At 39.4% G+C, this 11,516-nt stretch carries 13 protein-coding genes; all 13 read left to right on the top strand.

From position 1 onward, the window contains the following. Window positions 1-6 precede the first annotated feature (6 nt). The 13 genes from odhB to EPL02_RS12140 all read left to right on the top strand — a co-directional run bounded on the left by odhB (window position 7) and on the right by EPL02_RS12140 (window position 11,515). On the top strand, window positions 7-1,287 hold the full coding sequence (odhB, locus tag EPL02_RS12200) for a 2-oxoglutarate dehydrogenase complex dihydrolipoyllysine-residue succinyltransferase (protein WP_094910351.1): 1,281 nt from the start codon (window positions 7-9) through the stop codon (window positions 1,285-1,287). Window positions 1,288-1,477: 190 nt separating this feature from the next. After that, window positions 1,478-2,170 carry a response regulator transcription factor gene (locus EPL02_RS12195; protein WP_094910350.1) on the top strand — a complete coding sequence of 231 codons (693 nt, stop codon included), beginning with the start codon at window positions 1,478-1,480 and terminating at the stop codon, window positions 2,168-2,170. Beyond that, window positions 2,167-3,645, top strand: coding sequence for a sensor histidine kinase (locus tag EPL02_RS12190; protein WP_131887853.1), 1,479 nt, complete (start codon window positions 2,167-2,169; stop codon window positions 3,643-3,645). The genes EPL02_RS12195 and EPL02_RS12190 overlap by 4 nt, the downstream gene beginning before the upstream one ends. A gap of 16 nt (window positions 3,646-3,661) precedes the next feature. Then, a complete protein-coding gene (locus EPL02_RS12185) occupies window positions 3,662-4,720 on the top strand; it encodes a TolB family protein (RefSeq protein ID WP_131887852.1) in 1,059 nt (352 codons plus the stop codon). A 137-nt stretch (window positions 4,721-4,857) separates the two neighbouring features. Then, entirely contained in the window at window positions 4,858-5,682 is an 825-nt protein-coding gene (locus EPL02_RS12180) for a M15 family metallopeptidase (protein ID WP_131887851.1), read from the top strand. Between the two features lie 157 nt (window positions 5,683-5,839). Further along, window positions 5,840-6,913, top strand: coding sequence for an FMNH2-dependent alkanesulfonate monooxygenase (ssuD, locus tag EPL02_RS12175; RefSeq protein WP_094910346.1), 1,074 nt, complete (start codon window positions 5,840-5,842; stop codon window positions 6,911-6,913). A gap of 122 nt (window positions 6,914-7,035) precedes the next feature. Further along, window positions 7,036-7,806, top strand: a complete 771-nt coding sequence (locus tag EPL02_RS12170; RefSeq protein WP_094910345.1) for an alpha/beta hydrolase — start codon at window positions 7,036-7,038, stop codon at window positions 7,804-7,806. A 47-nt stretch (window positions 7,807-7,853) separates the two neighbouring features. Further along, the gene (locus EPL02_RS12165) at window positions 7,854-8,054 is read left to right on the top strand and encodes a DUF6501 family protein (protein WP_094910344.1); all 201 of its coding nucleotides are present in this window, start codon (window positions 7,854-7,856) and stop codon (window positions 8,052-8,054) included. Between the two features lie 228 nt (window positions 8,055-8,282). Next, the gene (locus EPL02_RS12160) at window positions 8,283-8,465 is read left to right on the top strand and encodes a DUF8096 family protein (RefSeq protein ID WP_094910343.1); all 183 of its coding nucleotides are present in this window, start codon (window positions 8,283-8,285) and stop codon (window positions 8,463-8,465) included. Between the two features lie 210 nt (window positions 8,466-8,675). After that, window positions 8,676-9,146, top strand: coding sequence for an inner membrane protein YiaA (gene yiaA / locus EPL02_RS12155; RefSeq protein WP_094910342.1), 471 nt, complete (start codon window positions 8,676-8,678; stop codon window positions 9,144-9,146). A gap of 133 nt (window positions 9,147-9,279) precedes the next feature. After that, window positions 9,280-9,660: a DUF4181 domain-containing protein gene (locus tag EPL02_RS12150; RefSeq protein WP_165932564.1), complete on the top strand. Its 381-nt coding sequence runs from the start codon at window positions 9,280-9,282 to the stop codon at window positions 9,658-9,660. 144 nt (window positions 9,661-9,804) lie between these two features. Further along, window positions 9,805-11,046 (top strand): dicarboxylate/amino acid:cation symporter, encoded by a 1,242-nt coding sequence (locus tag EPL02_RS12145; protein WP_094910340.1) that lies wholly within the window; start codon window positions 9,805-9,807, stop codon window positions 11,044-11,046. A 127-nt stretch (window positions 11,047-11,173) separates the two neighbouring features. Next, complete coding sequence (locus EPL02_RS12140) at window positions 11,174-11,515, top strand: DUF1033 family protein (protein WP_094910339.1); 342 nt, start codon at window positions 11,174-11,176, stop codon at window positions 11,513-11,515. Window position 11,516 lies beyond the last annotated feature (1 nt).

Below are 11,516 nucleotides of genomic sequence, written 5' to 3'. Positions count from 1 at the left end.
TGAACAATGGGAGAAATTAAAGTACCGGAACTAGCAGAATCAATTTCAGAGGGAACAGTAGCACAGTGGCTTAAGCAGGTAGGAGACTTTGTTGAAAAAGGCGACTATATTGTTGAATTAGAAACTGACAAAGTAAACGTTGAGATTACAGCGGAAGATTCAGGTGTACTAACGGAGCTTCTAGCAGGTGAAGGCGATACCGTTCAGGTAGGGGAAACAATAGCTCGCTTAGCAGCTGATGGCCAAGCGCCAGCGCCAAAAGCAGAAGTGAAGGAAGAAGTAAAAGTGGAAGAGCCTGTTCAACAAAAAGAAGCAAAACAAGAGGTAGCACCTGCGGCAGAAGCAAAGGAAGAGGTTCCACAAAAGCAGTGGTTAATTGCATCTCCAGCTGCGCGTAAAGCTGCAAGAGAGCGAGGCATCAAGCTTGATGAAGTGCCAACTGCGGATCCGTTAGGGCGCGTTCGTAAGCACGATATCGATTCGTTTGCTAGCCAAAAAACAGCAGAGCAAAAAGCTGACGCAAAAGCTCAAAGTGCTCGTCAATCTAAACCGGTACCTTCTCCAGCAGTAAGTGAGAACAGTGATAAACCAGTTGAACGTGTACGCATGTCACGTCGTCGCCAAACGATTGCAAATCGCTTAGTTGAAGTACAGCAGACGGCTGCGATGTTAACAACATTTAATGAAGTTGATATGACGGCTGTTATGGAACTTCGTAAGCGTCGTAAAGACAAATTCTTTGAACAGCATGATGTAAAACTTGGCTTTATGTCATTCTTTACAAAAGCCGTTGTAGCAGCTCTGAAAAAGTATCCATTATTAAATGCTGAAATTCAGGGCAATGAGCTTGTTATTAAAAAGTTCTATGATATCGGTATTGCCGTATCTGCACCGGATGGACTTGTTGTACCAGTTGTTCGTGACGCAGACCGCAAAACGTTTGCAGGTATTGAAGGAAGTATCCTTGAGCTTGGTAAAAAAGCGCGCGACAATAAGCTAGCGCTCGGTGACTTACAAGGAGGAACATTTACAATTACAAACGGTGGAGTATTCGGATCATTAATGTCAACACCAATCTTAAATGGTCCACAAGTAGGGATTTTAGGAATGCACAAAATACAAACTCGTCCGATTGCAATTGACGAAGATCGTATTGAAAATCGTCCAATGATGTATATTGCTTTATCTTATGATCACCGCATTGTTGATGGAAAAGAAGCCGTTGGTTTCTTAGTAACAGTGAAAGAGCTGTTAGAAGATCCAGAAACATTATTATTAGAAGGTTAATAAAAAACGCCAGTACTCTTAGATGAGTGCTGGCGTTTCTTTTGAATAAGAGCATCCTTACCAACACCACCTTAATAATAAGAGGTGTTTTTTTGTCTCTTGTTTACATTTTTGAAACAAGTTCGATATATTCTTGAGGAAGACTATTTGATAAGATTAGTAAAAACCTGAAACGAAAGTATGTGATCAGTTGGATAAGAAAATTTTAGTGGTAGACGACGAAAGAAGTATCGCAACGGCCATATCATATGCGTTTAAGCGAGAAGGCTATGTAGTTGAAACGGCTGCTGATGGTGAAGAAGCGCTTGAAAAAGCCGCCGCTTTTAAACCTGATGTGATGATATTAGACGTCATGATGCCAAGACTTACTGGATATGAAGTATGCCGTAAGCTTGAAAATCGTCAAGGTCTTGGCATTATTTTGTTAACAGTTAAAAATGACATTGTAGATAAAGTGCTTGGTTTAGAGCTGGGAGCGGATGATTACATGACAAAGCCTTTTGATATCCGAGAACTAGTAGCCAGAGCAAAAGCACTTTTACGACGACTAGAAAAAAGAGCGGAAACGAAATCAAAAGGTGACATCCTAATCGGAAAAGTGAAGCTAAACCTTATACAGAGAACCATGTACGTCGCCGGTGAATTAGTCAAGCTGACGCCTAAAGAATTTGATTTAATGGCTCTGTTACTTTCAAACCTAGAGCGGGTGTATACGCGGGAAGACTTACTGGACCTTGTTTGGGGTATGGACTATATGGGAGGCACGCGCACAGTTGATATTCATATGCAGCGCCTGCGAAAAAAAGTGGGAGAAGCAGAACCTTACTTGCTTCAAACCGTGTATGGAGTGGGCTATAAGGCAACAGCAGGGATTGAAGAATGAAAATGAGCATCAAATTTAAAATCAGTGTAGTGCTAGCTCTTCTCATTATTTTAACGGTAGCAGCGCTCAGTGTACTGGTGTTAAAAGGAATTGAAAATAATCAGCGAAATAGAGTAGAGGAAGAGCTTCTTCAAAAAAGTGAAGTTGCAAAGCAGTCCATTCGTCAAAGCTATCTTACTGAGGATAATTCCGTCAGTATTGAGTCTTTTTTGCAACAAAAAGCTCAGCGCCTAGCCTCATCAATTGCTCTCCAGAGTGGCCTTCAAACAGTGATTTATAATCAAAAAGGCATGGAAGAAGGAAGTTCACTCCCCATCGGTCAGCGTGATGTAGAGATTGCTGATACGTTAACCTACGCGCTAAAAGGACAAGTCGCTTATGAAACGAAAGGGTCTTCACTTTTTTATGTGGCTCCTCTTTCTATTGAAAATCAGCAAATAGGAGCCATTCGATTTGATTATTCGCTGGCCGATAATCAGGAGTTTTTAGCAGAAATTAAACGGCTCTTCTTAATAGGAGGAATAGCATCTGCAGGAGCTGCCATTCTCATTGGATATTTGTATTTTTATCGAATAGCAAATCGAGTAACAACGTTGAAGAACGCTTCTTTCCAGTTGCAAAACGGCACTTTTTTGAATTCACCTCCTTTTCAGGGAAGAGATGAACTAGGAGAGCTGAGTAGCGGATTATATGTGATGAGTACTGCTATTCAACGCAGCATAGCTGAATTAAACGAAGAGAAAAGAAAGCTTGAGCTCGCCGTTGTAAAACTACAAGCGCTTGAGCAGCAGCAAAAACAATTTATTGGAAATATTAGCCATGAATTTAAAACTCCGCTTACTTCTATTAAAGCGTATGTTGATTTGTTGGATATGTATCGAGATGATCCTCAACTTTTAGAAGACGGAGTTGAAAATATTCGAAAAGAAACAGGTCGCCTTCATGAAATGGTAGACAAAATATTAAGGCTTGCGGAACTTGAAAGATATGACTTTGAACAGATGCCACAACATCTACAGTTAGATGAAGTTGTGGCAGACGTGTGCAAGAGGATGCAGGGAAAAGCGATAAAATTCAATTTGAAGCTTAAGGTGAATGTCCATAAAGCCGTTGTTTTTGCAGACCGTGAAAGCTTATTTCACATCTTTATGAACTTAATTGATAATGCTATTAAATATAATGAAGCGGGTGGTGAAATTGTCGTTACATCTCATCAGGATAATGAGCATGTAGCGATTGATGTGGCAAATACAGGAGCGGGTATTCCAATGGATGCGAGAGAAAAATTGTTCCAGCCATTTTTTACGGTGAACAAAGACCGATCACGTATATCGGGAGGAACAGGTCTTGGGTTAGCTCTAGTCAAAAAGCTGACTGAAAAACAGCAAGGGTATGTTGAGCTACGCCGTTCTGATACGGAATGGACGCTTTTTAGAGTGACGTTCCCACGAAAGCTCAATGAAGAAAGCAAGTAAAAGGAGTGAGCCGTTATTGAAACGGTATAAACGAACGATGTGTCTTACTATTAGTATCTTGATTCTTTCTGCTTGCGGAAGCGAAGAAGGCACGAACAAACCAAACGATAACATTACAATTGTAGATCAAGCAGATGCAAAGGACGAGCTAAAAGTTAAAAGTATTCAGCGTCTTAAGGGTGTTCGAGCATTTCAGTTTTTAACTGACAGGAAGCTAATAGTTACTAAAGAAAACAAAGAAATACGTGCCGAAGGTTTTGGAACAAACGAAGTATATGCACAAAACCTAGGGATTTATCATTTGAAAAATAACCACTTCCAACCTTTGTTGCCAAACAATCAAGTTCAGCATTCCGCCAAACTTTCTCCTGATAATAAGCAGTTATTTTATAAAGTGGATGAAGGCGTTGATTCTTTTGGTTATGTGCTAGACATAAAGAGTAAAAAGACAAAGAAATTAACTCATCAACTTTTGTATCCAGGGTCAAGAGGAGATTGGTTAAATTCTTCTGAGGTTGGTCTTGTTACGGCAGAAGGAAAGGTAGTACAAGTGAATAGTAAAGATAATAGTGAAACGTTACTACCTACAAAAGAGCGAGCTGTAGATATTATGAAAGGGCAAAAAGGTTTTTATTATATCGCTGTATACAACCAATTGTATTTTGTTCCTCAGTCTCAAAGCAGTGCTGAAAAAGTTCAAAGTGATGCTGTATCTGTCATACCCTCTCCTAACGGAAAGCAGCTTGCACTCGTACAGCAAAGAAATGAACGCACTAAAACGTTATCCATAACGGATTTAAAAGGAACGGAAGCTTTTCAATTAGCGGATTCAACTCAAATTTTTGGTGTTAGCTGGTCTCCTGATGGTTCAAAATTGGCTTACAATTACATTGCTGAAGATGGAGGAATGAAAGGGATTTTTGTTGCAGATAGCATAACAGGAGACGTAACGCATTTAAATGTCCCTCTAGAGTATGCTGCTGACCAACTAAGTTGGAGTCCATCTGGGAAACAATTAGCTGCATCAACTGTCCAAGATAACCAAGTTCATACCTATGTTATTTCATTAGAGTAGACTGCTTCGGCAGTTTTTTTTCTTTACTATGATTGTTTACAATTTCGAAACAAGTCTATATAGTTTTGAAATAAAGGTTGTGTACTCTTTTTCTATAAGCTTTGAAATAGAAGCTGTAGTTGAAAGGAGCTAACAACATGAAAAATACACTCATAACATTTTCTCTCGCGCTAGCGATGATTATAGGTGGCTGTTCACAAGAGACCTCCACAGAACAAATACAGGATGATTCTATACAAGCAGTTGATAAAGAAAAAGTAAAGGAAGTAGATAAACCGAATGAACAAAGCAAAAGTGTAGTAAAAGAAGATGTGGGCCGAAACAGTGGACAAGCTCAAAACGGTGAATCTGAACCAGCTGTAAAAAGCCCAGTTGTTGTTGCAGAACCCGAATCGCTCACTGCTTTAGTCAATAAACACCATCAGCTTCCTAACACTTATAAGCCAGCGGATTTAGTATATCCGAATGTTCCGTTTATGTTTAGCGACCGAATTGAAAAACGCATGCTGCGACAACCTGCTGCAGAAGCGCTCGAAGAAATGTTTCAGGAAGCGAAGAAAAACGGGATTTATCTGCTTGGCGTATCAGCTTATCGGTCTCATGAACGTCAAAAAGCTCTGTTTGCCTATTATTCTAAGCTTGATGGAGAAGAAAAAGCGCTCACGTACAGCGCGCTTCCTGGAACGAGTGAACATGAGACAGGCTTAGCGATTGACGTAACAGGAGGAGATGGAACGTGTGCGGCATCTGACTGTTTTGGAGGAACGCCGGAGGCAAACTGGTTGAAGGAACACGCCTATGAATATGGCTTTATTGTCCGCTACCCTGAAGGAAGAGAACATATAACAGGCTACAAATATGAACCTTGGCACCTGCGCTATGTAGGAAAGCAGGCTGCATCCGTCATTGTATATGACTATGAAACATTAGAAGCATACTCTAATGAAGTAAACGTTTTTTAACAATTCTGTGAAAAAATAAAAAACCTACTTGACTAATAGGGATAATAAGTTTTATCATAAAGTTAATGAACTTCGCTGATCAGACGAACTGAAGGCACGTGTTTTAAAAGCACGTGCCTTTCTTTACATAATTTAAGACAATTGGGGAGGAATAGTTATGGATATATTATGGTTTTTTCCAACAGCGGGAGATGGACATTATTTAGGTACACAAATTGGGGAAAGAAAAAGTGATATTCACTATTTAAAACAAATTGCAGGTGCATTAGATTATTTAGGTTATGATGGAGCGCTGTTACCAACAGGTTCAAACTGTGAAGACTCTTGGGTTTTAGCATCAGCTCTAGCATCAGTTACACAGCGTCTGAAATTTTTAATTGCTCTTCGCCCTGGGGTGATGTCTCCCACAATATCAGCGCGCATGGCTTCGACGTTTGATCAGATTTCCAACGGACGCCTTATGCTAAACATCGTTACAGGTGGAGATCCAGTTGAACAAGCTACGTTTGGTAACTATTTAAGTCATGATGAGCGCTACGAAGTGACAGAAGAATTTTTAACGGTGTGGCGCAAGGTCATGCAAGGAGAAAGCGTTGATTTAAAAGGAAAGCATATCGACGTAACCGGGGCGTATATTCCTACGTTGCCCGTGCAAAAACCGTATCCACCTCTTTATTTTGGCGGGTCGTCTCCTGCTGGTAAAGAAGTTGGAGCGCGTCATACGGACGTATATTTACTATGGGGAGAGCCGCCTGCAGTTATTAAAAAGAAAATTGAAGAGATGAAAGAGCGAGCAGCATTAGAGGGAAGAGAACTTCGCTTTGGCATTCGTTTACACGTCATCGTACGTGAGGAGGAAGAGGAAGCATGGGCTGCAGCAGATAACTTAATTAAGCACGTAGATGATAACGTAATTAAAGCGTTTCAAGATAAATTTGCTAAATTTGATTCCACTGCGCAAAAGACGCAGTCAAGCTTGCATAAAGGGGCAAAAGATCGCTCATCTTTAGAAATTTCACCTAACTTGTGGGCAGGCATCAGCTTAGCGCGTGAAGGGGCAGGAACTGCCATTGTTGGAAGTCCTGAAATAGTAGCAGAGCGATTAAAGGAGTATGAAGAGATCGGAATTGATACGTTCATTTTATCTGGCTATCCTCACCTAGAGGAAGCTTACACATTTGCAGAGCTAGTTTTCCCCCTTTTAAAAAGCAGTGTGAAGCAGTTTGCGTAAAAAATCGGCCAAACGGCCGTTTTTTTTGTTTTTTAAAAACCTAGTTGACTTATAGGAATTATAGGTGTATTATGTAAATAATCAATCTTGTCAGAAAATTCGAGCGTAAAGGGTGAAGAATAATGGAACGTTATGATGTTATTCAAGGAGCGGAAGCTTTTTATCATAAAGGAAATGAAGTTGGCATTTTAGTCTCTCACGGATTTATGGGAACGCCACAAAGCATGGAATATATCGGTGAAGGCTTGGCAGCTAAAGGCTATACGGTTTATGGAATTCGTCTAGCGGGTCATGGAACTCACTATCGGGATATTGAACAGGCAACCTATGAAAATTGGAAAGCAGATTTTGTAGAAGGGTATCGCTTTTTAAAAGAAAAATGCGAGCACGTTTTCATTCTAGGGCAATCAATGGGTGGAACGCTAACCTTTCATACCGCAAGTCAAGACTTAGAACTGTCAGGTGTCATTGCTATTAATCCCGCAATGGCTTCAATTCCTTCAATGGAAGTCTACAGAAATGCACATACACCTCGCTATATAAAAGAGGATAAACCCGACATTAAAGATCCTAACGTACATGAAATTACGTATGACAAGGTACCCGTTCGTTCAATGCGCGAGCTATTATCTTTAATGGATGAAGCGAAGGAGCGTTTATCTTACGTAACGTGTCCAGCGTTAGTTTTAACATCCACAGTGGACCATGTTGTTCCACCAAGCAACTCAGCTTACATTTTGGAGAATATTCGTTCAAAAAGTGCTCATCAAGTTATGCTTCCTAATTCGTATCACGTAGCGTCTATGGACTATGATAAAGACCAAATTATTGAACATACGGCACGTTTTGTTAAAGCAACGGTTGCGAAAAAAAAAGCAGTTGGGGTAAAATGAACGAAGGGCAGAGTTAGCGTCCAATTGTTCAAAAGGAGAGACCAAATATGATTCATTTAGAGTGGAATGATCGTCCAACCGTTAAACAAGTAAAATGTGTACATACGAATGCGAAAAAGTACATGGTAGAAAACGTACTAACAGCAGGAAAAGTATACGATGTGAAAAATGAAACGGAAGAGTTTTACTTTGTAGTCGACAACACAGGTCAAGTTGGTGGCTTTTACAAAGAATATTTTGAAGCGTAAGATAAAGCCACTGCGAATGCGGTGGTTTTTTTATGAGTGCTTGTTATTCAAGTAAGTATCTAAAAAAACTATGTTCTAAATAACAAATATAAAATAAAACAGGCAGCTAAGAGAAAAGTAAATGTTGCAGGTAATCGAACCGATAGAAAATAAGGAAGATGTCTTTTATTCTTAAATTAATGTTGGTATGATATAGAAGCAATCTCAAATGAAATCGGAGTGTTTAAGGTGGAAGAAAAAGAAGATTTATATGCCAATATTGATCTGGATAAAGTATATGAATACAAAGATCTCCCTGATAAAGTTGCGGGTCGCTGCGACAACTGTGCGAGCGTTCATTTTAAAAGCAGCGTGGGAGAAGGAAAGTTTTTGCGAGAATGCGTTAACTGTGGGATGAAAAAGAATATTTAAGCGCTTAGAGCGTGCTACATAGAAAAGGAGATGGCCTATAAGGCTATCTCCTTTTTTACTGAAACAAAACAATGATTTTAAGTTAGATTGAGTACAAAGGCTTATGAAAAAGTGACCTATTAATTTTAATTTTTTTCTATATAATGGTATAAGTGAACATATAATTGCATATTTGTTTAGATTAAGAGAGAAGAGGAGGCGACCACTCAAATGGCGAATGATCATGAATTGTTTACAGAAAAACGACAGCAAGATGAGCCTAAAGTCAAGGTAGAGCGGAAAGAAGGAGAGCCAACGACAGCTTTTAAAGGTGCATCTTGGGGAGCGCTACTTATCGGAGTTGTTGCATACTTAGTCGGGTTATTCAACGCAACGATGGAGCTAAATGAAAAAGGCTACTATTTTGCTGTTTTAGTATTTGGATTGTATTCAGCAGTATCTCTTCAAAAAGCTGTGCGAGACAAAGAAGAAGATATCCCAGTTACAGGTATTTATTATGGAATTAGCTGGTTTGCACTTATTGTATCGATTTCATTAATGGTTATTGGTTTATACAACGCAGGTAGTATTACGCTAAGCGAAAAAGGCTTCTACGGTATGTCATTTGTGCTGAGCTTATTTGCAGTTGTGACAATTCAAAAGAATATTCGAGATACGCAACGAGCAAGAGAGCGAGATTAATCGCTTGTTAGCGTACATAGAGATCTCTACTTTCTATTTTGAAAGTAGAGGTTTTTTATACAATAAATTACATTTAATCCTTTAATTGTGATACTATATGTATAGATTATCGATTGCTAAAGGAGAAATAAGAATGGGTTCTGAGGTTTTAATCCGTATCATTATTCTTTTTATATTTTACTTTTTAATTAGTCAGTTTTATTTAAAGAAACGGCTCAATATTCATGAAAAGCCCGTAACCCCCTTTACTAAAGGTAGGAAAAAAATATACAAAGTGATTGAAGGCACCCTCTTCTTGTTAACTATTTATCTATTTATAGTTGTCACATTGTCAGAGAGAAGTGCTGAGGTCCCAATATGGATTCAAGTACTACCAATACCAGTTTGCTACATTTTGGTTTCAATTTTACGCGGAATTGAACAGTGGCTGACTGATAAAGAGTCAAAGAGCTACTTGCATGAAGTGCTAGGAGCATTATTATTTCTAGCGCTCCTTGTGATCGTATCTCTGTAATTATTGGAAAAGTCGGAAGTATACAATTTGTTAAAAGGGGCTAAAGCTGGATTGACCAATTTTAAAACTGTAGTAAAATCAAAAAAGTGACAGCGCGCATGCTGGCGCTTTTTTTGTGAGCGTTTTATTAAAAGGAGGATGTTTATGCACGCGTTAAAACCATATCGCTTTCCGCTCATATTACTAGCATCTATTTTTGCTGGTGGAGCAGTAGGGTTCTTTGTTGGAGAGAAAGCAGAAGTGCTAAAGCCGCTGGGGGACATGTATTTAAACTTAATGTTTATGGTTGTTGTGCCGCTCGTGTTTTTTAGCATTGCAGCTGCCGTATCAAACACTGCGAATATGAACCGCTTTGGAAAAATCATTGGCTCAATGTTTGGCGTTTTTATTTTGACTGGCATTATTTCATCTTTATTAATGCTTTTTGCTGTTAAGGCATTCTTATCAGTTGATGCGTCACCAATTACAATTGAAAAGCCAGGTCAGGTAGAAGATATTAATATTGCTGACCAGTTTGTACAAGCATTTACAACGTCTGACTTTGTGGATTTACTGTCTCGTGAACATATGCTGGCACTTATTGTTTTTGCTGTACTGTTAGGATTATCAGCAACGTTAATTGGTGAAGCTGGAAAGCCTTTTGTGAAAGTACTACAATCAGGTTCACAGGTGTTCATGAAGATGGTAACGCTTGTGATGTACGTGGCACCAATTGGGCTGTTTGCTTACTTTGCGTCTTTAGTTGGTGTATTTGGTCCTGAGTTATTAGGAACGTATGCAAAAGCAGTAGCCGTGTATTATCCGGTAGCTCTTTTATACTTCTTTGTTGGATTTACGTTCTATGCTTTTTTAGCAGGAGGAAAAGAAGGAATTGTTCGTTTTTGGAAAAATATTTTAACGCCAGCAGTTACGGCTTTAGGAACGGGAAGCAGCGTAGCCAGCGTACCTGTGAACCTAGAGGCAGCTAGACAAACAGGTGTTCCAAAAGATGTGCGAGAAACGGTCATTCCAATTGGAGCAACCGTACATATGGACGGGTCCTGCTTGGCTGCCATCTTAAAGATTTCGTTTGCCTTTACGCTATTTGATATGGATTTCAGCGGCATCGATACGTTTGTGAAAGCTATCGTTGTTGCTATTTTATGCGGTGTTGTCATTGCGGGTCTACCGAGCGGAGGAGCAGTTGGTGAGATGTTAATTTTAACGATGTTTGGCTTGCCAATTGAAGCACTTCCGGTGATGGCGGCGTTAGGCATGATCGTCGATCCACCTGCTACAATGGTGAACGTAACGGGAGATAACGTGTCTTCTATGCTTGTTTCACGCATTGTAGAAGGTAAAGATTGGCTGAAAAAACAAATAGATACAAAGCGAATCGCTTCATAGCAAGTGTGAAAGCGCATCAGTTCAAAGATAGCTGGTGCGCTTTTAGCGTATTACTTGATTCGCAGGTGTTTTTCTTGAATAATAAAAGAGTAAGCATCCTGTAAGAATAAGTAAGGAGCGAAGTACTATGAATGAAAAATGGAAAGTCCATAAAATTAAAACTGACTGTGAACCGTGGCTTTTTCTAGATGGTTGGGAAAAAGACATCATTGAAACAATTGAATTCGACCATAAAAAAGAAGCGCTTGAGCACTATACAAGGCTTATTCATGAACATCAGACGGGTTATCGCCATGTGTATATGAAAAAGCTATCTCTGTTTACCTTTTGGAATGACTGTGAGAAAGAATTTTGTGAAGCGTGTGATGATGATCTTCAAATTTTCCATGGCGTTTTATTAATGAAAGGTGAAGACGTATATGATTTAAATGAAAACGAGGAAGGCTTTTCATTTTTGCAAATGAAATAAC

Source organism: Bacillus sp. CBEL-1, assembly GCF_004348885.1.
Classification (GTDB): domain Bacteria; phylum Bacillota; class Bacilli; order Bacillales; family Bacillaceae_H; genus Priestia; species Priestia aryabhattai_A.
The sequence above is the reverse complement of the archived record's forward strand: the minus strand, read 5'-3'. Positions and strand labels throughout refer to the sequence as shown.